Origin of the sequence: Novosphingobium sp. PhB165 (assembly GCF_004341845.1) — a bacterium.
Taxonomy (GTDB): domain Bacteria; phylum Pseudomonadota; class Alphaproteobacteria; order Sphingomonadales; family Sphingomonadaceae; genus Novosphingobium.
This window is the reverse complement of sequence record NZ_SLVB01000004.1, coordinates 66,561-87,744: the sequence shown is the minus strand read 5'-3', so window position 1 is coordinate 87,744 and position 21,184 is coordinate 66,561. Positions and strand designations below refer to the sequence as shown.

Genomic DNA, 21,184 nt, shown 5'->3' with positions numbered 1-21,184 from the left:
CATGGTCTACCTTCTCTGGCACGAGGACGATCCCGAGGTGGATGAAAGCACGCTGGTCGGAGTCTATGGTTCGGAGGCGGAAGCCGCCTCTGCCATTGCCCGCTTTGCCGAACATCCGCAGGGATTCTCGGTCGACGCCCATTCGCTGAACGGCAATCGCTGGCTCGCCGCTATTCCGGGTGCCTTCCTGGGGAACGCGGCCAATGACTGACACCCTCACGCTTCCCACCCGCAAGGATGAGGACTTCCGCTATTCCGATTTCGACGCGCTGGCGGGCCTCTGGCCGATCGCGCGCGAAGAGATCGTGGTGGCTGCCGGTGCCGAGGAATCGCTGCAGATCGTCGAGGACGGTGCCTCCGCCGTGGCACGCCATCTGGTGATCACGCTGGGTGCCCGCGCGAAGTTCGACCTGCGCGTGCTCTCCTCCGGCCCCACTTATGGCCGCGTGGCGGTGGACGTGCGGCTGGCCGAAGGCGCTGACTTCACGCTGGGCGCCGCACAGCTCGCCACCGGCAGCGAGACGCTGGAAGTGGTGACCAAGGTGGTCCACGCGGAAAAGGATGCGACCTCCAGCCAGATCGTGCGAACCGTACTGGCCGGCCATGCGGTCGGTTCCTACCTCGGCTGCATCGGCGTCGAGCGCGGCGCGGACGGCACCGATGCCGAACAGTCGGTCCGCGCCATGCTGCTGGACCGCACGGCAACCGCCAATGCCCGGCCGGAACTGGAAATCTACGCCGATGACGTCAAGGCGGCACATGGCTGCGCCGTGGGCGAACTCGACGCCAACGGCCTGTTCTACCTGATGAGCCGCGGCCTTACGCCGCCCGAAGCCAAGCGGCTGATGCTGCAGGCTTTCGTGGCAGAAGCCTTCACCGGTGCGCCGGGCGAAAACATGCTGAACGAAGCCGCGATTGCCCGTCTGGAGGCGATTCTGTGAGTACCGATACGCTCGTCCTGAAGGACCAGTTCCCCGGGCTTGCTGGCAACTGGCACTACCTCGACACCGGCGCGACCGCGCAGAAGCCGCAGGCCGTGATCGACGCCACCGTCAATGCGCTGGGCCGCGACTATGCGACCGTGCATCGCGGCGTCTACGCCCGCTCTGCCGAGATGACGCTGGCCTTCGAGGCGGCGCGCCGCAAGGTGGCCGCGTTTCTCGGCGGGCATGAGGATGAGATCGTCTTCACCCGCGGCGCAACCGAGGCCATCAACCTCGTCGCGCAGACCTGGGGCGTGCAGAACCTCAAGGCGGGTGATCGCATCCTGCTTTCGGTGCTGGAGCATCACTCCAACATCGTGCCGTGGCAGCTGCTGCGCGACCGTACCGGCGTGGAAATCGACGTCTGCCCGCTGACCGAAGACGGCCGGATCGACCTTGAAGCGGCCGAGCGTATCCTCACCCCCGCGCACAAGCTGGTGGCCTTTGCCCACGTTTCCAACGTGCTCGGCTCAGTGCTCCACGTGGAACATGCGGCGAAGCTGGCCCATGCCGTCGGCGCGAAACTGCTGATCGACGGCTGCCAGGCGGCGCCGCGCATCGCCCTCGACGTGGCGGCGATGAACTGCGATTTCTACGTCTTCTCCGCGCACAAGCTCTATGGCCCCACCGGGATCGGCGCGCTCTGGGCGAAGAAGGCGCTGCTCGATGCCATGCCCCCGTGGCAGGGCGGCGGGTCGATGATCGATCGCGTCACCTTCGAGAAAACCACTTACGCCCCGGCGCCGCAGCGTTTCGAGGCGGGCACCCCGATGATCGTCGAGGCCCTTGGCCTTGCCGCCGCCATCGACTGGCTGACCGCGCAGGGCCTCGACCGTGCCGAGCGCCACGAACGCGATCTGGCTGCCCGGCTGCGCGCCGAACTGGGCAAGCGCAACGACATCACCCTGTTCGGCCCGGCGGACTCTGTCGGCATCGTTTCTTTCGCGATGGACGGGGTGCATCCGCACGACCTCGGCACCATATTGGATGAAGAGGGCGTCGCGATCCGTGCCGGCCACCACTGTGCACAGCCGCTGATGGACCACCTTGGCGTTCCCGCCACGGCCCGCGCCAGCTTCGGCATCTATAGCGACGACAGCGATATCGAGGCGCTCATGAAGGGTATCGAGCGCACCCGGAGAATTTTTGGATGAGTGACCAGAAGCCCAGTTTCACTGTCGAGGAAGTCGACTCGGTAACGCCCGCTCCCCGCGCGCGTGTCGAGGACGTGCCCGTTCCCCCTGTTGAACGGAAGCGCGACTATCTCGACGGATTCCTTGCCGAAAAGCCGCAGGGCATCGACCCCGGGCAGCCCGGCGGATCGATCTACGACGGCGTGATCGACGCGCTGAAGGAAATCTTCGATCCCGAGATTCCGGTGAACATCTACGACCTCGGCCTGATCTATGGCGTCGAAGTCTCGCCCGAGGCTTCGGTCGCGGTGACGATGACGCTGACCACGCCGCATTGCCCGGTGGCCGAATCGATGCCCGGCGAAGTCGAGATGCGCGTGTCTGCCGTGCCGGGCGTGCGCGATGCCGAGGTCAATCTCGTCTGGGATCCGCCATGGGACATGGCCAAGATGTCCGACGAGGCGAAGCTCGAACTGGGCATGCTCTGATGGCGACGCTTGCCCCTACCGTTACCGTGCGTCTTGCCGACTATGCCGACGCGGCCGATGCCGCGCGCGTGGTCGCGCTGCTGGACAGCTATGCGCGCGATCCGATGGGTGGGGGCAAGCCGCTGTCGGACGACGTGCGCGAGCGGCTAGTACCCGGCCTTGCCGCGCACCCCGGCACCTTCTCGCTGCTGGCCTTCGCCGGTGACGAGGCTCTCGGGCTGGCGAACTGCATCACCGGATTCTCGACTTTCGCGGCGCGCCCGCTGGTGAACATCCACGACATGGCCGTGCTTTCCGAGGCACGCGGCAAAGGCGTGGGCCGGGCGCTGATGCTGGCGGTAGAGGCAGAGGCCCGCACGCGCGGCGCCTGCAAGATCACTCTCGAAGTGCTGAGCGGCAATGACACGGCCAAGGGCCTCTACGCCTCGCTCGGCTACGGCGATTACGCGCTGGACCCGCAGGCGGGCACCGCGCTGTTCTGGGAAAAGAAGCTATGACCACCGCTACCGAAACGAAGCCCGCACGCCAGCGTCCGGCGGCGGTCATCCTCACCGCCAATGCCGAAGCGCGCATCGCCAAGCTGATGGGCGAAGCGCCCGAAGGCACCATCGGCGTGCGCCTCTCCACCCCGCGTCGGGGCTGCTCGGGTTTGGCCTATTCGGTGGACTACGTCAGCGAGGAAAAGCCCTTCGACGAGAAGATCGAGACTCCCGGCGGCCTGTTCTACATCGACGGCGCCTCGGTGCTCTATCTGATCGGCAGCACCATGGACTGGGTGGAAGACGACTTCACCGCCGGTTTCGTGTTCGCCAACCCGAATGCCAAGGGTTCGTGCGGCTGCGGCGAAAGCTTTACGGTTTGATTTACTAGCTCCTCCCCCACCGGGGGAGGGGGACCGCCCGCAGGGCGGGGGAGGGGGCAGGCGCAACGCTGCCGAAAGCCCCCTCCGTCAGCGCTTCGCGCTGCCACCTCCCCCGAGGGGGAGGATCTTTCCAAATCGCAAAACAAAGGGGCCGATCCCGCCTTGGGATCGGCCCCTTCGTCGTTTTCAAATCCCGAGAAGGATCACGCCGGAAGCAGATGCTCCTTGGCGATCTTTTCCTTCCACACCAGCGGGGCAAGCTGGTGGACGTTCTTGCCTTCGGAATCGACCGCCACGGTCACCGGCATGTCCTTGACGGTGAATTCGTAGATCGCCTCCATGCCGAGGTCCGCAAAGCCGACGACCTTGGCTTCCTTGATCGCGCGGGCGACGAGGTAGGCGGCGCCGCCGACGGCCATCAGATAGGCCGACTTGTGCTTGGCGATGGACTCGGTGGCAGCAGGGCCGCGCTCCGATTTGCCGATGCTGGCCAGCAGGCCAAGGTCGAGCATGGTGTCGGAGAACTTGTCCATGCGGGTCGCGGTGGTCGGGCCGGCGGGGCCGACGACCTCTTCACGCACTGGATCGACCGGGCCGACGTAGTAGATCACGCGGCCCTTGAAATCGACCGGCAGCTCCTCGCCCTTGGCCAGCATGTCGGAGATGCGCTTGTGGGCGGCATCGCGGCCAGTGAGCATCTTGCCGTTCAGCAGCAGGCGATCGCCCTGCTTCCAGCTCTGGACGATTTCGGGGGTGAGGGTGTCGAGGTCGACGCGGATGGCGCCGGCATCGGGGGCCCATTCCACCTTCGGCCAATCGTCAAGGTTCGGCGTTTCGAGGAAGCTCGGGCCCGAACCGTCCAGCGTGAAGTGCGCGTGGCGAGTGGCGGCGCAGTTCGGAATCATGGCGACCGGCTTGCCGGCGGCGTGGCACGGCCAGTCCATGATCTTGACGTCCAAGATCGTGGCCAGGCCGCCAAGGCCCTGCGCGCCGATGCCGAGCGCGTTCACCTTGTCGAAGATCTCGATGCGCAGCGCTTCGATATCGTTCTGGGGTCCGCGCTGCTTCAGTTGAGCCATGTCGATCGGCTCCATCAGGCTCTGCTTGGCGAGCTTGACGCAGTGCTCGGCGGTGCCGCCGATGCCGATGCCCAGCATGCCCGGCGGGCACCAGCCGGCGCCCATCTGCGGCAGCATCTCGATCACCCAGTCGACGATGGAATCGCTGGGATTCATCATCTTGAACTTCGACTTGTTTTCCGAGCCGCCGCCCTTGGCCGCAACGTCCACCGAAACCTTCGATCCGGGGACCATGCTGACCGAAAGCACCGAAGGCGTGTTGTCCTTGGTGTTGCGGCGCGTAAAGGCGGGGTCCGCCAGCACCGAGGCGCGCAGCTTGTTCTCGGCATTGTTGTAGGCGCGGCGCACGCCTTCATCGACCACTTCCTGCAGCGACTTCTCGGATTCGAGGCGGCAGTTCTGGCCCCATTCGATGAAGACGTTGACGATGCCGGTGTCCTGGCAGATCGGGCGATGCCCTTCCGCGCACATGCGGCTGTTGGTCAGAATCTGGGCGATGGCGTCCTTGGCGGCAGGGCCTTGCTCCGCCTCATAGGCGTCGCCCAGCGCGCGGATGTAGTCCATCGGGTGGAAGTAGCTGATGTACTGGAGGGCGTCGGCAACACTCTCGATGAGGTCGTCTTCGCGGATCGTCACCATTTCGGCCATGGAAAGAGCGCTCCCGGTTTTCCTGTCGGTTCACGTGATTTTGTAGGCCCCTTAAACCGGGTTTGGATTTTGCGCAAAAGCGCATTTTCAGCGATTGGACGGCCGAAAATCGCAAGTGCTCTTCCCAAGTGCCTGTGCCATCGTCCAAACGTCGCGATAGATCGACCAAGGTATTGCAAATGGCTTGGCCTCATTCGCGGCTTGGCCTAGTAAGGCCGCCATCTAGTCCGTCTTTGCGGGGGGTAGGGGCGCAGTCGCTCCCTCATGTGCCCGCAACAGCATGAGGAATGGGACCAAAATGACCTTGACCGAGGATCGGTCCGCTGCCGCGGTAGCCCGCCAAGCCATGATCGTCAGCCAACTGCGCACCAGCGGCGTGAACGAACCGTGGGTGCTCGAAGCCATGGCCGGCGTTGCCCGCGAGGATTTCGTGCCCGCCGGTATGCGCGATGCCGCTTATATCGACCGCGCGATTACGCTGGATAACGGCCGCCAACTCGCCGCTCCCGTTGTGCACGGCAAGATGCTTGCCGAAGCCGAACCGACCAAGACCGACAAGGCGCTCCTTGTCGGCGATGCGAACGGCTATCTTGCGGCGCTGCTGCGTCCGCTGGTGGGCTCGCTCGAGGTCGTCGATCCGGCTGCAGCCAAGGACGTTGCCAAGGGTGACTACACCCTGCTGGTGATCGACGGTGCGGTTGAGGAACTGCCCGAAACGCTCACTGCCGCGCTCGCCGAAGGCGGCCGCGCAGTGACCGGCCTTGTGGTGCGCGGCGTTCCACGCCTTGCAACCGGCATCAAGGCTGCAGGCACACTTGCGCTGCTGCCGCTCGCTGAGATCGGGATTCCGGTTCTGCCCGAATTCGCTGCTCCCAAACGCTGGAGCTTCTGAGCATGGCCCGGTTCGCGCTGCGTACCGGGCTACTCGCGGGGGGATGTCTGACACTGGCAACGGCAAGCGCTCCGGCGCTGGCCGACACCCTGCGCGAGGCGCTGGTCCTGGCTTACCAGACCAATCCCACGCTTGAGGCGGCACGCGCGCAGCAGCGCGCGACCGACGAGGGCGTGCCGATCGCGCGCTCCTCGGGGTTGCCCAGTCTGAGCGCCGACAGCTCCTTCACCAAATATGTAGACGCTGGCGCCGCCAAGGACATCCAGCCGACCAAGATCCTGTCCGCCGGGGTCGATCTGGGCGTGCCTATCTATTCGGGCGGCTCGGTCCGCAACAGCGTGGCCGCCGCCAAGATCCGCGTCGAGGCCGGACAGGCCTCGCTGCGCGGGTCGGAAAGCTCGCTGTTCTCGCAAGTGGTCGGCGCCTACATGGACGTGATCCGGGCCGAGGCGATCGTCGGGCTGAACCAGAAGAACGTGGCAGTGCTGAAGGTCAATCTTCAGGCCACCAGCGATCGTTTCCAGATCGGCGAACTGACCCGGACCGACGTGGCGCAGTCGCAGTCACGCCTTGCCGTCGCCAATGGCGACTTGCGCAGTGCCGAGGCCAACCTCGCCGCCGCGCGTGAGACTTATATCCGTCTGATCGGCAAGGCGCCCGAGGCGCTCGAAACGCCGCCGCCATTGCCGAATCTGCCCGCCACGCCCGAAGAGGCCACGTCGGTAGCGCTCGATGCCAATCCCGACGTGATTGCCGCGCGCCAGCGCAGCAAGGCGGCGGAAAAGGATATCGACGTGGCCGGTGCAGGCCGCCTGCCCCGCGTCAGCCTGTTTTCACAGGGCGGCTACACCGATTACCTCGGCTCGGCAGACCCACGGATCACTGGCTACGAGCACAACCATACGGTCACGGCCGGTGCGCAAGTCTCGATCCCGCTGTTCCAGGGCGGTCTTCCCGCCGCCCAGCGCCGACAGGCGCAGGCCACGGCCTCGGCCACGCTGGAACAGGAAATCGCCACGGAACGCGGCGTGATCGCGCAAGTCCGATCGGCCTACACCGCGTGGCTCGCGTCGAACGACCTGATCGTCTCTTCGAAAACCGCCGTCGATGCCGCCTCGCTCAGCCTTGAGGGCGTGCGGGCGGAGAACTCGGTGGGCAACCGCACGATTCTCGACATCCTGAACGCCGAACAGGAACTGCTGAACGCACAGGTCGATCTGGTGACGGCGCAGCGCAACGCCTATGTCGCCGGCTTCACCCTGCTGGCCGCGATGGGCCGCGCCGAAGCGCGCGATCTCAATCTCGACGGCGGCGTGCTCTACGATCCCCAGGTCAATTACGACCGCGTGAAGGGCAAGATCTTCGACTGGGACAACGATCCGGCCCCTGTGGCGAAGTCCACCCGGACCGTTGACACGCCGGTTCAGGACGGCGAGATTCACGAACAGTAACCATCCTTTAACCCTGATTCGGGGATGGGTGATGGGCGCGCTCGGAAAACGGGAACATCCGGCGCCAACGGGGACAGTTGCAATGCGTCAGAACGGTGAGCCTTCGGTCGAGGAGATTCTCCAGTCGATCAAGCAGGTCATCGCGCGTGACAACCGCGCGGCGGCCCGCTCCGAGCGCCAGCGCCGCGCGGGTGAAGCCATGCGCGCAGCGGCGTTCGATGACGACGTGCTGGAACTGCCCGAAGCCGCCGAACTGGCCGATGTGCTGGGCGACGAACCCGCGCTTCTTGATGACGATGCCCGCGATTCGATGCGCGAATCGCTGGCCGCCCTTGCGATGCTGTCGGAACCGGGCATGCCGCCGCAGATCGTCCGCTCGGGCGAAACCTCGCTCGAAGGTCTTGTTCGCGAGCTGCTGCGTCCGGCGCTGGCCGACTGGCTCGACAAGAACCTGCCGGCGATGGTCGAACGCCTTGTCGCAACCGAGATCGCGCGAATCGTCGGCAAGAAGGGCTGACCCGCTCCCGCGATGCGCTTGGGGCTGGACCTGAGCGTGCGGTCTACCTAACTCTGGCTCATGCCCAGACCAGACCCCGCGCTGCTCGATCCCGCGCGTTATCCATTTCGCTGCGAGATCGAACCCCGCTTCAGCGACCTCGACCTCAACCACCACATCAACAATGTCGCCATAGCCGGCATGCTTGAGGACGGGCGCGTGCGATTCTACCGCGCCGCGGGCGGTCATGATGCGTTCCGTGGTCTTTCAACCATGGTCGCCAGCATCTCCATCGAATACCTTGGCGAAACGCACTATCCCGAGACGCTGGTCATCCACGGCGCCACCGAACACCTCGGCCGCACCAGCCAGCAACTGGTGCAAGTCGTGACTCAGAAGGGTGAGCCGGTGGTCTTCGCGCGCACGGTGATCGTCATGGTCGGCGCCGAAGGCCCGGCGCCGTTGCCCGACGATTACCGCGCCCGCGCTGCCGAATGGGCGCTGCGCCCGTGACCGCATCGCACCGGGAGATCGATCAGGCCGCCGAAGCGCTCGCCAAGATGGGCGGCGACACCATCCAGCGCCACATCTTCATCTGTGCCGAACCGCAGAAAGGCGAATGCTGCTCGCCCGAAAAGGGGGCGGCGGCATGGAAATACCTGAAGAAGCGACTCAAGCAGCTGGGCCTCGACGGGCCCAAGCGCGAGAACGGCGGCGGTATCGCCCGCTCCAAGGCCGACTGCCTGCGCATCTGCTTCGCGGGGCCGGTCGCGGTCGTCTGGCCCGATGGGGTCTGGTACCATTCCTGCACTGAGGACGTGCTGGAAAAGATCATCCAGCAGCATCTGATCGGTGGGCAACCGGTCGAGGAATTCCGGCTGCGGCCCCGTCAAGGGTGAGGGAGGGGCGCTACTTACCCTTCCAGTCATCCTCGAACGGATCGACGATCGACTCGTCATGTCCGGTTCCGCTCGACAGGAAGGCGAGTCCCATCAGCGCCGAGGCCAGCAGCATCGTGAAACCGATCCCCAGTGCGGCCGCAATGTAGAAGTGGACCGAAACCATCCCGTTCGAACGATAGAGCAGGATGATCGAGGCCAGCACAAGGCCGACCGTCACTGTCAACATATAGGCCATGATCCGGCGATAGCGTGCCCAGGCGTGGGCGGCCTTTTCCGGGTCTTCAAGGGGCGAGCGCGGTATCATGCGCCCCATTTGGGCTTTCGCGCGCGGCCTCGCAAGCAAATGCTCCCGGCACGGCACTCAAAAGACGCCCCTGGCAATCGGACGAAGTGGCAGGCGCCGCTCCGCTATGGTATTCTTCGATCCAAACCGCGTTGATGAGGGCCAACCAGGGGAGAGAGCGACGATGACGATTGCGCGCATTATCGAAGGCCGTGGACCCGTCCAGACCTGCCAGGTGGGCACTACCGTAGGCGAGGCGGCCAAATTGCTGGCCGAACGCCGCATCGGCGCCCTGCCGATACTGGACGGCGAAACGCTGGTTGGAATCTTCTCCGAACGCGATGTTATTTACCGGCTGCACGAATTCGGCCCGGACATGCTCCACAAACCGGTGAACGACGTGATGACCTCTCCCGCCGTCACCGTCGAACCGTCCACGCCGGTCCTCAGCGCGCTGGCACTGATGACCCGGCGCCGTATCCGCCACTTGCCCGTGATCGACGGCGGCCGGATGGTCGGCTTCGTCTCCATCGGCGATCTCGTGAAATACCGGATCGACAAAGTCGAATCCGAAGCCGCCGCGATGCGCGATTACATCCAGATGGCCTGATCCTTATCCGGCCCCGCACCTTGCCGCGCGGGGCCGCGAGGCTTACATCGCAGGCATGGACCAACAAACCGTGACACTCAGCCCATCGGCCGCGGCGCGCGTCGCCGCGATCGCTGAAAAGCAGGGCAAACCCGCGATCCTTCGCCTCTCGGTAGAGGGTGGGGGCTGTTCGGGCTTTCAGTACAAGTTCGGCCTCGCCGACAGCGCCGAGAACGACGACACCATTGCCGAGACCGATGGAGTTCGCCTCGTGGTCGATTCGGTAAGCCTCGACCTCGTCGACGGCTGCGTGGTCGATTACGTGGAATCGCTGGGCGGCGCCGCCTTCCGGGTGGAAAATCCCCAAGCCGCCGCCGGCTGCGGATGCGGATCCAGCTTCTCCGTATGAAGAAAATCGCCACGTTCAACATCAACGGGGTCAAGGCACGCCTTCCCCGCCTGCTCGAATGGCTGGAAGAAACCCGCCCCTCGGTCGCCTGCCTCCAGGAGATCAAGAGCCAGGACGAAGGCTTCCCGATCGCGGAATTCGAGAAGATCGGATACCAGGGAATCTGGCACGGCCAGAAGGGCTTCAATGGCGTCGCCATCCTGGCCGATGGCGAAAAGCCGGTGGAGATCCAGCGCGGGCTCGACGGCGAGCCTGAGGACGAGCACTCCCGCTATCTCGAAGCCGATGTGTTCGGCCTGCGCGTCGTCTGCATCTACCTGCCCAACGGCAATCCGGTGCCCGGCCCCAAGTTCGACTACAAGCTGCGCTGGATGGAACGCCTGCGCCGCCGCATGGCCGCGATCCGGGCCGAGGAAGTCCCGGCCATCGTCACCGGTGACTACAACGTGATTCCAACCGATCAGGACGTCTGGTCGCCGCCGGCCATGGCCGCCGATGCGCTGATGCAGCCGGAATCGCGCGATGCCTACTTCCGCCTGCTGGGCGATGGCTGGACCGACGCGATTGCCACGCACAACCCGCGCGGCGGTGTCTGGACGTTCTGGGACTATCAGGCCGGCGCCTGGCAGCGTGACCACGGCTTCCGCATCGACCATGCGCTGCTCTCACCCGAGCTGGCCGACCGACTGGTCTCCTGCGGCGTGGACAAGGCCTATCGCGGACGCGAGAAGGCCAGCGATCATACGCCGGTCTGGGTGCAACTGCGCGACTGATACGCAAGAAGGGGGCGTTTCCGCCCCCTTCCATGCACAGGCACCGGCATCGAACGATGCGGGCCGCCGGAGCGGGACAAGCCCGCTCCACCTGATCCTCAACGATAGAAGATGTGATCGTCCACTTGGGCGATCTTGGTCAGGCGCCACTTGGGCGACACACGCGCTGCGTGGAAATAGAGCGCGCCCTGAGCCTCGCTCTTCCAGCTTTCCTGGACGGCGATGCGGGCAATGGCCAGTGCTTCGCGCCAGTCGTCCGACTTTTCGCGGATGCTGGGCATCCGGCTGCCTTGTACGAACGAGAACTGGCCGGGCTGGTAGACCACGCCGCAATAGCTGGCGGGGAAACGGCCGGATTCGCTGCGATTGATGATGACGCGGCCAACGGCAAGCTGGCCTTCCAGCGTCTCACCGCGCGCTTCGAAATAGATCGCGCCGGCAAGGCAGCGCATCTGACTGTCAACCGACCCCTCGCTGGGCTGCATGGCAACCAGCTGGGCAAGCGAGTCTGCATCCGCGGAATGATCCGAGGTGACGGCATCGTCAGCCTGATTGTCCGTCGCAGCGTTCCCATCGGTGGGAAGGGACTGGACGACCGGCGTGGAGACGTAAGCCATCGGGGTGTTCGATTTTGCCGCGACCGGAATCGGCGTAGTAGCGGCGGCGCCCGAACCCTGTGCGCCGAATAGGGCGGTTAGAACCGTAGCAGCGAGCGCAATCGCGCTGGCCAACTGAACTTTGCTTCGCATCAACTCTTGATCAAAGGCGGTGAACCAATCCGACGCAGACGGGAACGCTATGCCCCATTGGAGCATTTACATTCACACGATCTGCCGACGATCCCCCGTCTGCGTGCTAGCCGGGCAAGCCTTATTGCTGCCCGAGCCGCCTGTGCGTGTGAGGTGGCCATTAACTTGCAGGGCATGCAAGTCAACTCATTTCAGGTGCCGATGCCGATGAGCCGTTCGGGTCTTGCGACGTCCAGTTCAATCACCCAAAGGTCCGGGTCCTGTCGCCTACGCCTTTCGAGGTAGTCCGAGAACTCGCCCGAATCGGGGCTTTCTTCGCGCTTCGCGCATGTCCAGAGCCGCGTTCCGTCCATTTGAGGCATGCGTTCGTAGACACGCCCATCCCGCCCGTTTTCGAGCAGAACGACAAGGATCGTCCCCGCGTCGCGTTCACCTTTTTGTATAACCATGCCAAACCCGCCCTCACTTTCAGCCGCGCGGATGAGCGCGCTGGCTTCGAGATGAGCGGGGAGGCGGGCCTCCATGTCAGGCCGTGCCGGCGTAGCCGGGCAGGCCGGAAAGCGCGATGCGGGAGCGCATGAAGGTGCCGGTTCCACGGCCGACTTCGTCGCCGTCCTCATCCACAAGCCGCGATTCGGCGACCAGCACGCGGCGGCGCCCGCTTACCCAGCGCCCTTCGGCAACGATGGCGCCGCCCTTGATCGGCTTGCTGAGAAGCAGATTGAAAGAGGTCGTCAGCAGGAACCGGTCCGTGACGAGCGTGTTGGCCGCGTAGAAGGCGGCATCGTCCAGCATCTTGAAATAGATCGTGCCGTGCGCCGCACCCGCCGCGTGGAAGCAGGCAGGATCGACGTCGAATGTGATCCGCGCCAACCCCTCTCCGGGAACTTCCAGCCGCGAGGCAAACATGCCGTTGATCGGCGCCGAAGCGTAGAGCCCTTCGAGCGCCCGCCAATGCAGCGCGGCACCGCTGCTGTCGGCCTTTTCGATTTCAGGCCCATTTTCAGAGCCGGCCCCAGGGGCCTCAGGCAGCATCGCGGTCGATAACGCTGCTAAGCAGGCTGTAGAGCGCTTCCGCGCCGGGAGCGTCGAGCAAGGCCTCATGCATGCGTTCATCGCGCATCATGCGCGAGATCGCCGCAAGGGCGTGAAGATGGGTGGCGCCGGCACCCTCGGGCGAGAGCAGGCCGAAGACGATATCGATCGGCACACCATCGGCGGAATCGAACTCCACCGGCGAATCGAGGCGAATGAACGCCGCGACCGGGCGGCTCAGGCCCGGAAGCCGGGCGTGGGGAATCGCGATACGCCGGCCGAATCCGGTGCTGCCCAACGCTTCCCGTTCAAGGACGCGCGCAAGCACCATCTCCCGGTCCAGCCCGTAGACGTCCGTGAAGATTCCGGCGAGGCGCCCAAGGATGGACGCTTTGGTATCCGCGCTCGCCGTCGTGACAGCATCGGGCAGAAGATTGAAAAGACTGCTCATTTCGTTTTCTGGTTCTGGTCTCAGATAGGTTGCCAATGCCTAAACGCTCGCAACCCCCGGAAGGTCCGGGGGCTGCTTACTCGTCCTCCGATCAGAAGTATATGCGATCAGAAGTGCTAGCGCCGGAAGACGCTGCGGCCGGCGTCAGTGCGGTTCAACCCAGCCAATCGAACCGTCGCCGCGGCGGTAAACCATATTATGTCGGCCAGTGCCAGCGTTTTTGAACAGCAGTGCGGTGGTGTTGCGCAAGTCGAGCATCATCACCGCATCCGATACCGTTGCCTCGGGAACGTCCACGCGCGTCTCGGCGATCACCACCGGGGCATCGGCGTCGAGTTCGTGATCGGCTTCGGCCGCCGGCTCCTCAAAGATGGTGTAAGCCGCCTCCTCGGTCGCCACGGCATAGGCGGTCTGCTCATGCCGGTCCTTGATGCGGCGCTTGTAGCGGCGCAGCTGCTTGTCGATCTTCTCGGACGCCTGATCGAGCGCGATATGCGCATCCTGCGCCATGCCCGTGCCCTTGAGCACAAGGTTCTGCATTACATGCATGATGATATCGCAGCGGAAGGCACCGGCCGGGGCCCGGCCGAAGGTAACTTGCGAGGACAACGCTCGATTGAAGTACTTGTCGATGATCGTCATCAACCGCTCGTTGGCGTGAACCTGCAGGGCCTCTCCAGTTTCGACCTGGTGACCTGAGACGCGGATGTCCATGAGCGAATACTCCTCTGCTATGGTATCATTCACCCCAGAGTGGGGCGTCGACCGAAGTGAGGAACTCTGCATGGCGCATCAGTTCCGCTTCGGTGGCCGCATGGGGACGCGGCTGGCGGAAAGGTCGGTCCCTGCGGGCAAGGACTTTGGTTTCCACCACGATTTCATTCACTTCCGCCATCAGTTCGAGACCGATCTGGCGGCCGCCGCGCAGTTCCACATAGACTTGCGCCAGCAACTCGGCGTCTAGAAGCGCGCCGTGCTTGGTTCGATGACTTCGATCAATTCCATACCGCGAACACAGCGCATCGAGCGAAAGCTTGGCGCCCGGATGGCGCACTTTCGCCAGCGCTACCGTATCGACCATGCGCGACCGATCGACGATCGGATGGCTGCACAGGGTTAGCTCGTGGTTGATGAAGTTGAAGTCGAATGAAGCATTGTGCGCGATCATCGGACTGTCCTCGATAAAATCGAGGAATTCCTGCGCGCAGCTGGCGAACAGCGGCTTGTCGGACAGGAAGGCATCGGACAGGCCATGAACGGCCTCTGCCTCCGCCGGCATGGACCGTTCGGGGTTGAAATAGGCGTGATAGCTGCGGCCGGTCAGCACCCGGTTGACCATCTCGATACAGCCGATCTCGACCATACGGTCCCCGTTCTTGGGGTCGAATCCCGTAGTTTCGGTATCGAAGATGATCTCTCGCATTTAACCTCATATCTGCCTGCCGACGCTGCTTCGCAAGGCCTGTGGCAGGATTATTACAACGGGCCCAACGCGCGCACGATACGCTCCACCTCGGCCCCGGTCTCCTCGAGCGATACGCCGGTATCGATCACGAAATCCGCCCGCACGCGCTTTTCGGCGTCGGGGACCTGAAGCGACAGAATCTGTTCGAATTTTTCCGTGGTCATGCCGGGACGGGCGAGCACGCGCTCACGCTGGACATCAGCCGGAGCTGAAACAACGGCGACCGCGTCGAGCCCTTCGTGCCCGCCTTTCTCGTAGAGCAAGGGAATATCGAACACGACCAGCGGCGCCTTTGCATTGTCCTTCAGGAACGCCCGGCGCATCGCGCCGACGGCCGGATGAACAATCGATTCGAGGCGGACGAGCGCTTCCCGATTCCCGAAGACCGCAGCCCCAAGCTTCGCGCGATCGACGCCTTGCGGACCTGTGGTGCCGGGAAACGCGGCCTCGATCTCATCCAGCAGCGCACCGCCCGGCCCCTGCAATTCATGAACCGCAGCGTCGGCATCGAAAACCGGCACGCCGAGATCGCGCAGCATCGCCGCCACGGCCGACTTACCCATGCCGATCGAGCCGGTGAGGCCCAGGATCTTCGGCCGCGTCATGCCTCCAGACGCGCGCGCAACTGGGCGTCGCTATCCCCATCGCGCGGCGGTGTCGCGCCGAAGAAATGGCGAAACGCGTGATCGGCCTGACCGATCAGCATTGCCAGTCCATCCACCGTGGGGAATCCCGCCTCGCGGGCCTCTTGCAGGAACGCGGTGTCGCGCGGGCTGGTGACGATATCGTAGACCATGCTGTTCGGCGGGGCATGGCTGAAATCGAACGCGAGCGGCGGCTGCCCGGTCATGCCCAGCGGGCTTGCATTGACGATCACGTCGAAAAGCCGCTCGCGATCATCGAAAGCGAAATCGGTGGGATGGGCGAAGTGGGCAAGATCGATCGCGTGGTGATCCTGCTGCGTGGTCAGCTCGTCAAGCATGGCCTTCGCCTTGGCCGGATCGCGCCCCGCCAGCACGATCACGAAACCCTTGTCCGCCAGCGCGGCAACGATCGCCCGCGCCGCGCCGCCCGTGCCGAGAATGCGCGCCATGCGGAACAAGTGCGTTTCCGCCAGTCGCTCGCGCAGCGGTTCGAGAAAGCCCGGGGCATCGGTGTTATAGCCGACAAGCGTGCCGTCTGCCTCGCGCACCACGGTGTTGACCGCGCCGATCCGCGCGGCGAGCGGGTCCAGTCGGTCCATCAGCGGCATGATCGCCAGCTTGTGCGGCATCGTCACATTGCAGCCGCGCCAATCCGGATCGGCGCGACGCGCGGCAAGGTAGTCGGCCAAGCCGTCGACCGTGACCAGGCAGCGGTCGTAGCGCGCCTCGATTCCCAGCTTTTCCAGCCAGAACCCATGAATCAGCGGCGATTTCGACTGGGCGATAGGATCGCCGATCACTTCGGCGTAAGGCTGTCCTGTCATTGCTCGATCTCTCCGAGACGGCGCAGCGCCGCCTGAACCTTGAGCAGGGGCATGCCGAGGATGGTGAAATAGTCGCCCTCGATCGACTCGAAAAGCTGGACGCCGCGTGCCTCGATGCGGAAAACACCGACGCAACCGGCAACTTCCGGCCATTCGGCATCGAGATAGTGATCGATGAAAGCGTCGGACATCGCGATCACATGCAGTGACGCCACGGCGTCATCCGCCCAGACGATCTCGCCATCACGCGCCAGTGCCGCCGCGCTGTGGAGGGCCATCGTCTTGCCCGAAAAGAAGCGCAAGTGCTCGGCGGCGGCCTCACGGCTGGCCGGCTTGTCGAAACGCCGCCCCCCGCATTCGACAAGGGAATCGCTGCCCAGCACCAATTCGCCCGGCGCTTGCGCCGAAACGGCGAGGGCTTTGGCCTTGGCCAGAGCCAGCGCGATTTCCCCCGGCGCGGCGCCGACAAGCCCGGCCTCGATCGCCCGTTCATCGACATGCGCGGGATTGGCGCGGAACGGGATGGCGGCGGCTTCGAGCATCGCGCGCCGCGAGGCGCTCTGGGACGCAAGTACGATCATCTGTGGATTCCTGAAATTCAGATCGGGCGAGGGCCCGGCTGCCCTTGGGTGCCTTCGGCCTTGCGCTCGTTATAGAGATTGATGATGGCCGCCGCGGTTTCTTCGATCGAGCGGCGCGTCACGTCGATGACCGGCCAGGAATTGTCCGCGAACATCCGCCGCGCGTATTTCAATTCGCCTTCGACCCGGTCGGACTTCACATAGTCGGTATCGGGCGACTGGCTGAGCGAAAGCAGGCGATTGCGGCGGATCTGGATCAGCCGGTCCGGCGCAGTCGTCAGGCCAACAACCATCGGCCGCTTCAATCCAAACAGGATCGAAGGCGGCGGGCTTTCCACCACGATGGGGATATTCGCGACTTTGTAGCCGCGATTGGCAAGGTAGATCGAAGTTGGCGTCTTGCTGGTGCGCGACACGCCCGCCAGCACGATATCGGCCTCTTCCCAATCCTCCCAGGCGATGCCGTCGTCATGCGCGATCGTGAACTGAATCGCATCGACGCGAGCAAAATAAGCATCGTCCAGCCGATGCTGACGGCCCGGACGGCCCTTGGCTTCCTGCCCCAGCAACGCTTCGAGCGCGTCGGTAACGCCGTCGAGCACCGCAATCGCCGGCAGGCCCAGCTGTTGGCAACGCTCTTCCAATCGCCCGCGCGTTTCCTCGTTTACCAGCGTGAAGAACACGAGGCCGGGATTGGCAGCGATCTCGCCCATGATCCGATCGAGATGCTGCTGCGAGCGAACCATTGGCCAGAAATGGCGCAAAACGTCGGAATCGTCGAACTGCGCGAGGGCAGCCTTGGCGATCATTTCCAGCGTTTCGCCGGTCGAGTCCGAGAGAAGGTGCAGGTGAAATCGCGCCATGTTCGGCCTTTTTCCGGGTCTTTCAGAGTGTTCACAGAGGGGGTGTGGATATGTCCCGGCATAAACCACGGGACGGACTCGGTGACAACTCGGATCGGAGTTTTCCTCCCCGTTCCCCCGATTCAATCCGGGGCATTTGTGGACAGGCTCTGACTCTGATCCACAGCCTGTGGGTAACAGGGACAAAGAGTCTTTGACTCGGACTCTCCGGAGAGTCGCAAGTGACTCTCGAACCTGTTCATCTTGGGACAAATCGGGCAAGGAATCGCCGTCCCCGATATCCACAGGACCAACAGACTCCATCATCCTTTTAAGACTCTTATTTTTTTGGACTGGACCTGACTCTCGATGCCTGGCCTTCTTCTCGACACCCTGCACGGAACCAACACGAACAAACGCGCCGTCTGGCTCATGCGCCAGGCCGGACGCTACCTTCCGGAATACCGGGCGTTACGCGCGGAAAAGGGCGGTTTTCTCGCGCTCGTCTACGATACCGACGCAGCCGCCGAGATCACGCTCCAGCCGATCCGCCGCTTCGGATTCGATGGCGCGATCCTTTTTTCGGACATCCTCATCGTGCCTTACGCAATGGGGCAGGACCTTCAGTTCCTTGCCGGCGAAGGTCCGAAACTGACTCCCCGGCTTGTGGATCACACGCTCGAAAGCCTCGTCGCGGTGCCCGAGCGACTGACTCCGATCTATGAAACCGTGCGCAAGGTTCGCGCCGGACTCGCTGCGGACAAGACCATGCTCGGCTTCGCCGGCAGTCCGTGGACAGTCGCGACCTACATGTGTGCAGGCGAAGGCAGCCGCGATCAGCATGAGACACGGGCAATGGCCTATCGCGACCCAGCCGCGTTCGAGGCGATCATTCAGGCTATCGTGGGGGTGACTGTCGAATACCTCAGCGGCCAAATCGAAGCCGGAGCGGAAGCCGTCCAGCTTTTCGATTCATGGGCCGGATCGCTTTCACCCGCACAGTTCGAACGCTGGGTCATCGCGCCCAATGCGGCCATCGTTGCCGCAGTGAAGGCTCGCCATCCGCAGACTCCGATCATCGGCTTCCCCAAGGGATCCGGCGAAAAATTAGCAGCTTACGCCCGAGAGACCCGGGTGGACGCCGTCGGGATCGATGAAACCGTCGACCCGATCTGGGCCGCGCGCGAATTGCCCGAAGGGCTGCCGGTACAGGGGAATCTCGACCCGCTGTTGCTGCTTTCAGGCGGCGCGGAGCTTGAGAGTCAAACCCGCCGCGTGCTCGATGCCTTCGCGGACCGTCCGCATGTGTTCAACCTCGGGCATGGCATCGGGCAGTTCACGCCGATCGAGCATGTCGAAGCGCTGCTGGCGATCGTGCGGAACTGGAGCAGGTAAGCAGGGGGATCCATTTTTTCCGCCCGGTCTTCAGCACCGTGCCTGAATCTGCTCTCAGGCGCTCGCTGAGCCATGAGAGCGGTTCCGGCCACTCACCCCAGGACTCATCCGGTTGCCGCGTTCAGGCACACGCGCGGCCGCCGGGAAGGGCGACCCGAAGCGGGCAGGGCAGGGGATATTGAATCCCCTCGCTTTCTTCCTCCCACCGCAAGGCTGCCGGAATCACCTTGAACCCCGCCGGGCAAGCGTGCAGGAGATCGGCACGGACCCAACGAGACTTCGTGCGCCGATGCAGGATACGCTGGCAATGCTCTATCTCTGGCTCAAAGCCGGACACGTTATTTTCGTGATCTTCTGGATGGCGGGGCTATTCATGCTCCCGCGCTATTTCGTCTATCATCAGGAAGCAGAGCCGGGCTCGGCCGAAGCGGCGCGCTGGGTCGATCGCGAGGCGAAGCTGCGCAAGATCATCCTGACGCCTTCGCTCGTCATGGTCTGGCTATTCGGCATTGCCACGGCCTTTTCGATCGACGCATGGAGCCAGCCCTGGCTTCATGTGAAGCTGCTCTTCGTGCTCGGTCTTTCGGGCTATCATGGCTGGCTGGTTGGCTATGCGAAGAACCTGGCCAAGGGGGAGCGGACGCTCACCGGCAAGCAGCTGCGCCTGCTCAACGAGATTCCGGGCCTTGCCGCGGCGGTGATTGTCGTCCTCGTGGTCGTCAAACCGTTCTGAAGCGAGTCTGAACTGTACCATCGGCTGGGCGCAGGCCGCGTCCGGCTTGTGGATCACGCGTTGACCGCAGGCTGCCCAATCCCTATCTGAACCGTGTCCCGGCTCAGGGCGGCGAGTTCTTTCGCGTGCCCGGATCCGCTTTCCCCAAGCCCATCGATCCGCCGGCCGACTCTCCAAAATTTCTCCCAAAAATTTTCCATCCGGAATTCAAGCAAGATGCACCTTAAAGAACTTAAGAAGAAGTCGTCGGCCGAACTGGTCGAAATGGCAGAGGAACTGGGCGTCGAAGGCGCTTCGACGATGCGCCGTCAGGACCTGATGTTCGCCATCCTCAAGGAAGTGGCCGAAGACGGCGAAGAAATCGTCGGTCAGGGCACGATCGAAGTGCTGCCGGACGGCTTTGGCTTCCTGCGCAGCCCCGAGGCAAACTACCTTGCCGGTCCCGACGACATCTACGTTTCGCCCAACCAGGTCCGTAAGTGGGGCCTGCGCACCGGCGATACCGTGGAAGGCGAGATCCGCGCGCCCCGCGACGGTGAGCGCTACTTCGCCATCACCAAGCTTATCAGCGTCAACTTCGACGATCCGGACGTGGTGCGCCACCGCGTCAACTTCGACAACCTGACGCCGCTCTATCCCGATCAGCGCCTGAAGCTCGACAGCCTGGACCCCACGGTCAAGGACAAGTCGGCCCGCGTGATCGATCTCATTTCGCCGCAGGGCAAGGGCCAGCGCGCCCTGATCGTGGCGCCGCCGCGCACCGGTAAGACCGTGCTGCTGCAGAACATGGCCAAGGCCATCACCGACAACCATCCGGAAGTCTTCCTCCTCGTGCTGCTCGTCGACGAGCGTCCCGAGGAAGTCACCGACATGCAGCGTTCGGTGAAGGGCGAGGTCATCTCCTCCACCTTCGACGAACCCGCCCAGCGCCACGTGCAGGTCGCCGAAATGGTGATCGAAAAGGCCAAGCGCCTGGTCGAGCACAAGCGCGACGTCGTGATCCTGCTGGACTCGATCACCCGCCTTGGTCGCGCCTACAACACCGTCGTTCCCTCTTCGGGCAAGGTGCTGACCGGCGGTGTCGACGCCAACGCCCTGCAGCGCCCCAAGCGGTTCTTCGGCGCCGCGCGCAACATCGAGGAGGGCGGTTCGCTTTCGATCATCGCCACGGCCCTGATCGACACCGGCAGCCGCATGGACGAAGTCATCTTCGAAGAGTTCAAGGGCACCGGTAACTCGGAAATCGTCCTTGACCGCAAGGTGGCCGACAAGCGCATCTTCCCGGCGCTGGACGTCGGCAAGTCCGGCACCCGCAAGGAAGAGCTGCTGGTTCCGAAGGACCAGCTCACCAAAATGTGGGTCCTGCGCCGTATCCTCATGCAGATGGGCACGGTCGACGCGATGGAATTCCTGCTCGACAAGATGAAGGACTCCAAGACCAACGAGGACTTCTTCGCCACGATGAACCAGTAAGCAG

At 63.9% G+C, this 21,184-nt stretch carries 29 protein-coding genes; 17 read left to right on the top strand and 12 right to left on the bottom strand.

The window, feature by feature from the left end:
• The first annotated feature begins 1 nt into the window (after nt 1).
• Genes EDF56_RS11980 through EDF56_RS11955 form a run of 6 tightly spaced genes read left to right on the top strand, consistent with a single transcriptional unit; the run spans nt 2 to nt 3,466 of the window.
• Nucleotides 2-211: a hypothetical protein gene (locus EDF56_RS11980; protein ID WP_165912175.1), complete on the top strand. Its 210-nt coding sequence runs from the start codon at nt 2-4 to the stop codon at nt 209-211.
• Entirely contained in the window at nt 204-941 is a 738-nt protein-coding gene (locus tag EDF56_RS11975) for a SufD family Fe-S cluster assembly protein (protein WP_132387672.1), read from the top strand. Before EDF56_RS11980 ends, EDF56_RS11975 begins: the two co-directional genes overlap by 8 nt.
• Complete coding sequence (locus EDF56_RS11970; protein WP_132387670.1) at nt 938-2,137, top strand: cysteine desulfurase; 1,200 nt, start codon at nt 938-940, stop codon at nt 2,135-2,137. Before EDF56_RS11975 ends, EDF56_RS11970 begins: the two co-directional genes overlap by 4 nt.
• Nucleotides 2,134-2,604: an SUF system Fe-S cluster assembly protein gene (locus EDF56_RS11965; RefSeq protein WP_132387668.1), complete on the top strand. Its 471-nt coding sequence runs from the start codon at nt 2,134-2,136 to the stop codon at nt 2,602-2,604. Before EDF56_RS11970 ends, EDF56_RS11965 begins: the two co-directional genes overlap by 4 nt.
• On the top strand, nt 2,604-3,101 hold the full coding sequence (locus tag EDF56_RS11960) for a GNAT family N-acetyltransferase (protein WP_132387667.1): 498 nt from the start codon (nt 2,604-2,606) through the stop codon (nt 3,099-3,101). Before EDF56_RS11965 ends, EDF56_RS11960 begins: the two co-directional genes overlap by 1 nt.
• Nucleotides 3,098-3,466: an iron-sulfur cluster assembly accessory protein gene (locus EDF56_RS11955; RefSeq protein WP_132387665.1), complete on the top strand. Its 369-nt coding sequence runs from the start codon at nt 3,098-3,100 to the stop codon at nt 3,464-3,466. Before EDF56_RS11960 ends, EDF56_RS11955 begins: the two co-directional genes overlap by 4 nt.
• 203 nt (nt 3,467-3,669) lie before the next feature.
• On the opposite strand, the gene EDF56_RS11950 is transcribed toward EDF56_RS11955, so the two are convergent.
• Nucleotides 3,670-5,193, bottom strand: a complete 1,524-nt coding sequence (locus EDF56_RS11950; protein WP_132387663.1) for a fumarate hydratase — start codon at nt 5,191-5,193, stop codon at nt 3,670-3,672.
• 298 nt (nt 5,194-5,491) lie between these two features.
• On the opposite strand from EDF56_RS11950, the gene EDF56_RS11945 reads away from it, so the two are divergent.
• From EDF56_RS11945 to EDF56_RS11925, 5 genes are all read left to right on the top strand, one after another.
• Nucleotides 5,492-6,085, top strand: a complete 594-nt coding sequence (locus EDF56_RS11945) for a protein-L-isoaspartate O-methyltransferase (RefSeq protein WP_132387661.1) — start codon at nt 5,492-5,494, stop codon at nt 6,083-6,085.
• 2 nt (nt 6,086-6,087) lie between these two features.
• Entirely contained in the window at nt 6,088-7,536 is a 1,449-nt protein-coding gene (locus tag EDF56_RS11940) for a TolC family outer membrane protein (protein ID WP_132387659.1), read from the top strand.
• A gap of 82 nt (nt 7,537-7,618) precedes the next feature.
• Nucleotides 7,619-8,053, top strand: a complete 435-nt coding sequence (locus tag EDF56_RS11935) for a DUF2497 domain-containing protein (RefSeq protein ID WP_132387657.1) — start codon at nt 7,619-7,621, stop codon at nt 8,051-8,053.
• Nucleotides 8,054-8,113: 60 nt separating this feature from the next.
• Entirely contained in the window at nt 8,114-8,545 is a 432-nt protein-coding gene (locus tag EDF56_RS11930) for an acyl-CoA thioesterase (RefSeq protein WP_132387655.1), read from the top strand.
• Between the two features lie 47 nt (nt 8,546-8,592).
• Entirely contained in the window at nt 8,593-8,931 is a 339-nt protein-coding gene (locus EDF56_RS11925) for a (2Fe-2S) ferredoxin domain-containing protein (RefSeq protein WP_243652597.1), read from the top strand.
• 10 nt (nt 8,932-8,941) lie between these two features.
• On the opposite strand, the gene EDF56_RS11920 is transcribed toward EDF56_RS11925, so the two are convergent.
• A complete protein-coding gene (locus EDF56_RS11920; protein ID WP_132388535.1) occupies nt 8,942-9,238 on the bottom strand; it encodes a hypothetical protein in 297 nt (98 codons plus the stop codon).
• 163 nt (nt 9,239-9,401) lie between these two features.
• Between EDF56_RS11920 and EDF56_RS11915 the strand changes: the two genes are divergently transcribed.
• The 3 genes from EDF56_RS11915 to xth are packed head-to-tail and all read left to right on the top strand — an operon-like array spanning nt 9,402 to nt 10,988.
• Nucleotides 9,402-9,827 carry a CBS domain-containing protein gene (locus EDF56_RS11915; RefSeq protein WP_132387651.1) on the top strand — a complete coding sequence of 142 codons (426 nt, stop codon included), beginning with the start codon at nt 9,402-9,404 and terminating at the stop codon, nt 9,825-9,827.
• 55 nt (nt 9,828-9,882) lie between these two features.
• On the top strand, nt 9,883-10,215 hold the full coding sequence (erpA, locus tag EDF56_RS11910; protein ID WP_132387649.1) for an iron-sulfur cluster insertion protein ErpA: 333 nt from the start codon (nt 9,883-9,885) through the stop codon (nt 10,213-10,215).
• Entirely contained in the window at nt 10,212-10,988 is a 777-nt protein-coding gene (gene xth / locus EDF56_RS11905) for an exodeoxyribonuclease III (RefSeq protein ID WP_207904689.1), read from the top strand. Before erpA ends, xth begins: the two co-directional genes overlap by 4 nt.
• A gap of 98 nt (nt 10,989-11,086) precedes the next feature.
• Here the strand turns inward: xth and EDF56_RS11900 are convergent, their stop codons facing one another.
• The 10 genes from EDF56_RS11900 to EDF56_RS11855 form a co-directional block, all read right to left on the bottom strand.
• The gene (locus tag EDF56_RS11900) at nt 11,087-11,737 is read right to left on the bottom strand and encodes a cell wall hydrolase (protein ID WP_132387646.1); all 651 of its coding nucleotides are present in this window, start codon (nt 11,735-11,737) and stop codon (nt 11,087-11,089) included.
• A 191-nt stretch (nt 11,738-11,928) separates the two neighbouring features.
• On the bottom strand, nt 11,929-12,261 hold the full coding sequence (locus EDF56_RS11895; protein ID WP_132387644.1) for a DUF1491 family protein: 333 nt from the start codon (nt 12,259-12,261) through the stop codon (nt 11,929-11,931).
• 1 nt (nt 12,262) lies between these two features.
• A complete protein-coding gene (locus EDF56_RS11890) occupies nt 12,263-12,772 on the bottom strand; it encodes a PaaI family thioesterase (RefSeq protein ID WP_132387642.1) in 510 nt (169 codons plus the stop codon).
• Nucleotides 12,762-13,223, bottom strand: coding sequence for a PTS sugar transporter subunit IIA (locus EDF56_RS11885; RefSeq protein ID WP_132388533.1), 462 nt, complete (start codon nt 13,221-13,223; stop codon nt 12,762-12,764). The genes EDF56_RS11890 and EDF56_RS11885 overlap by 11 nt, the downstream gene beginning before the upstream one ends.
• 144 nt (nt 13,224-13,367) lie before the next feature.
• Complete coding sequence (gene raiA / locus EDF56_RS11880) at nt 13,368-13,937, bottom strand: ribosome-associated translation inhibitor RaiA (protein WP_132387640.1); 570 nt, start codon at nt 13,935-13,937, stop codon at nt 13,368-13,370.
• 25 nt (nt 13,938-13,962) lie between these two features.
• Nucleotides 13,963-14,646 carry a DNA polymerase III subunit epsilon gene (dnaQ, locus tag EDF56_RS11875; protein WP_132387638.1) on the bottom strand — a complete coding sequence of 228 codons (684 nt, stop codon included), beginning with the start codon at nt 14,644-14,646 and terminating at the stop codon, nt 13,963-13,965.
• Between the two features lie 53 nt (nt 14,647-14,699).
• Entirely contained in the window at nt 14,700-15,293 is a 594-nt protein-coding gene (gene coaE, locus EDF56_RS11870; RefSeq protein WP_132387636.1) for a dephospho-CoA kinase, read from the bottom strand.
• Complete coding sequence (gene aroE / locus EDF56_RS11865) at nt 15,290-16,156, bottom strand: shikimate dehydrogenase (RefSeq protein ID WP_132387634.1); 867 nt, start codon at nt 16,154-16,156, stop codon at nt 15,290-15,292. The genes coaE and aroE overlap by 4 nt, the downstream gene beginning before the upstream one ends.
• Complete coding sequence (locus tag EDF56_RS11860) at nt 16,153-16,737, bottom strand: Maf family protein (RefSeq protein WP_132387632.1); 585 nt, start codon at nt 16,735-16,737, stop codon at nt 16,153-16,155. The genes aroE and EDF56_RS11860 overlap by 4 nt, the downstream gene beginning before the upstream one ends.
• 17 nt (nt 16,738-16,754) lie before the next feature.
• The gene (locus EDF56_RS11855) at nt 16,755-17,600 is read right to left on the bottom strand and encodes a pyruvate, water dikinase regulatory protein (protein ID WP_132387630.1); all 846 of its coding nucleotides are present in this window, start codon (nt 17,598-17,600) and stop codon (nt 16,755-16,757) included.
• Nucleotides 17,601-17,948: 348 nt separating this feature from the next.
• On the opposite strand from EDF56_RS11855, the gene hemE reads away from it, so the two are divergent.
• The 3 genes from hemE to rho all read left to right on the top strand — a co-directional run bounded on the left by hemE (nt 17,949) and on the right by rho (nt 21,180).
• Nucleotides 17,949-18,974: a uroporphyrinogen decarboxylase gene (gene hemE / locus EDF56_RS11850; RefSeq protein ID WP_132387628.1), complete on the top strand. Its 1,026-nt coding sequence runs from the start codon at nt 17,949-17,951 to the stop codon at nt 18,972-18,974.
• Between the two features lie 289 nt (nt 18,975-19,263).
• Nucleotides 19,264-19,707 carry a CopD family protein gene (locus tag EDF56_RS11845; protein WP_132387626.1) on the top strand — a complete coding sequence of 148 codons (444 nt, stop codon included), beginning with the start codon at nt 19,264-19,266 and terminating at the stop codon, nt 19,705-19,707.
• 216 nt (nt 19,708-19,923) lie between these two features.
• On the top strand, nt 19,924-21,180 hold the full coding sequence (gene rho / locus EDF56_RS11840) for a transcription termination factor Rho (RefSeq protein ID WP_132387624.1): 1,257 nt from the start codon (nt 19,924-19,926) through the stop codon (nt 21,178-21,180).
• Nucleotides 21,181-21,184 lie beyond the last annotated feature (4 nt).

What these genes read in the sequence shown, in the direction of transcription:
- EDF56_RS11950 (WP_132387663.1), bottom strand. Translation starts at nt 5,193, where the DNA reads ATGGCCGAAATGGTGACGATCCGCGAAGACGACCTCATCGAGAGTGTT.
- EDF56_RS11955 (WP_132387665.1), top strand. Translation starts at nt 3,098, where the DNA reads ATGACCACCGCTACCGAAACGAAGCCCGCACGCCAGCGTCCGGCGGCG.
- aroE (WP_132387634.1), bottom strand. Translation starts at nt 16,156, where the DNA reads ATGACAGGACAGCCTTACGCCGAAGTGATCGGCGATCCTATCGCCCAG.
- EDF56_RS11935 (WP_132387657.1), top strand. Translation starts at nt 7,619, where the DNA reads ATGCGTCAGAACGGTGAGCCTTCGGTCGAGGAGATTCTCCAGTCGATC.
- EDF56_RS11895 (WP_132387644.1), bottom strand. Translation starts at nt 12,261, where the DNA reads ATGGAGGCCCGCCTCCCCGCTCATCTCGAAGCCAGCGCGCTCATCCGC.
- EDF56_RS11975 (WP_132387672.1), top strand. Translation starts at nt 204, where the DNA reads ATGACTGACACCCTCACGCTTCCCACCCGCAAGGATGAGGACTTCCGC.
- EDF56_RS11980 (WP_165912175.1), top strand. Translation starts at nt 2, where the DNA reads ATGGTCTACCTTCTCTGGCACGAGGACGATCCCGAGGTGGATGAAAGC.
- EDF56_RS11925 (WP_243652597.1), top strand. Translation starts at nt 8,593, where the DNA reads ATGGGCGGCGACACCATCCAGCGCCACATCTTCATCTGTGCCGAACCG.
- coaE (WP_132387636.1), bottom strand. Translation starts at nt 15,293, where the DNA reads ATGACGCGGCCGAAGATCCTGGGCCTCACCGGCTCGATCGGCATGGGT.
- EDF56_RS11920 (WP_132388535.1), bottom strand. Translation starts at nt 9,238, where the DNA reads ATGATACCGCGCTCGCCCCTTGAAGACCCGGAAAAGGCCGCCCACGCC.
- EDF56_RS11885 (WP_132388533.1), bottom strand. Translation starts at nt 13,223, where the DNA reads ATGAGCAGTCTTTTCAATCTTCTGCCCGATGCTGTCACGACGGCGAGC.
- EDF56_RS11940 (WP_132387659.1), top strand. Translation starts at nt 6,088, where the DNA reads ATGGCCCGGTTCGCGCTGCGTACCGGGCTACTCGCGGGGGGATGTCTG.
- EDF56_RS11855 (WP_132387630.1), bottom strand. Translation starts at nt 17,600, where the DNA reads ATGGCGCGATTTCACCTGCACCTTCTCTCGGACTCGACCGGCGAAACG.
- rho (WP_132387624.1), top strand. Translation starts at nt 19,924, where the DNA reads ATGCACCTTAAAGAACTTAAGAAGAAGTCGTCGGCCGAACTGGTCGAA.
- xth (WP_207904689.1), top strand. Translation starts at nt 10,212, where the DNA reads ATGAAGAAAATCGCCACGTTCAACATCAACGGGGTCAAGGCACGCCTT.
- EDF56_RS11900 (WP_132387646.1), bottom strand. Translation starts at nt 11,737, where the DNA reads ATGCGAAGCAAAGTTCAGTTGGCCAGCGCGATTGCGCTCGCTGCTACG.
- EDF56_RS11960 (WP_132387667.1), top strand. Translation starts at nt 2,604, where the DNA reads ATGGCGACGCTTGCCCCTACCGTTACCGTGCGTCTTGCCGACTATGCC.
- EDF56_RS11930 (WP_132387655.1), top strand. Translation starts at nt 8,114, where the DNA reads ATGCCCAGACCAGACCCCGCGCTGCTCGATCCCGCGCGTTATCCATTT.
- erpA (WP_132387649.1), top strand. Translation starts at nt 9,883, where the DNA reads ATGGACCAACAAACCGTGACACTCAGCCCATCGGCCGCGGCGCGCGTC.
- dnaQ (WP_132387638.1), bottom strand. Translation starts at nt 14,646, where the DNA reads ATGCGAGAGATCATCTTCGATACCGAAACTACGGGATTCGACCCCAAG.
- EDF56_RS11845 (WP_132387626.1), top strand. Translation starts at nt 19,264, where the DNA reads ATGCAGGATACGCTGGCAATGCTCTATCTCTGGCTCAAAGCCGGACAC.
- EDF56_RS11965 (WP_132387668.1), top strand. Translation starts at nt 2,134, where the DNA reads ATGAGTGACCAGAAGCCCAGTTTCACTGTCGAGGAAGTCGACTCGGTA.
- EDF56_RS11860 (WP_132387632.1), bottom strand. Translation starts at nt 16,737, where the DNA reads ATGATCGTACTTGCGTCCCAGAGCGCCTCGCGGCGCGCGATGCTCGAA.
- hemE (WP_132387628.1), top strand. Translation starts at nt 17,949, where the DNA reads ATGCCTGGCCTTCTTCTCGACACCCTGCACGGAACCAACACGAACAAA.
- EDF56_RS11945 (WP_132387661.1), top strand. Translation starts at nt 5,492, where the DNA reads ATGACCTTGACCGAGGATCGGTCCGCTGCCGCGGTAGCCCGCCAAGCC.
- EDF56_RS11915 (WP_132387651.1), top strand. Translation starts at nt 9,402, where the DNA reads ATGACGATTGCGCGCATTATCGAAGGCCGTGGACCCGTCCAGACCTGC.
- EDF56_RS11890 (WP_132387642.1), bottom strand. Translation starts at nt 12,772, where the DNA reads ATGCTGCCTGAGGCCCCTGGGGCCGGCTCTGAAAATGGGCCTGAAATC.
- raiA (WP_132387640.1), bottom strand. Translation starts at nt 13,937, where the DNA reads ATGGACATCCGCGTCTCAGGTCACCAGGTCGAAACTGGAGAGGCCCTG.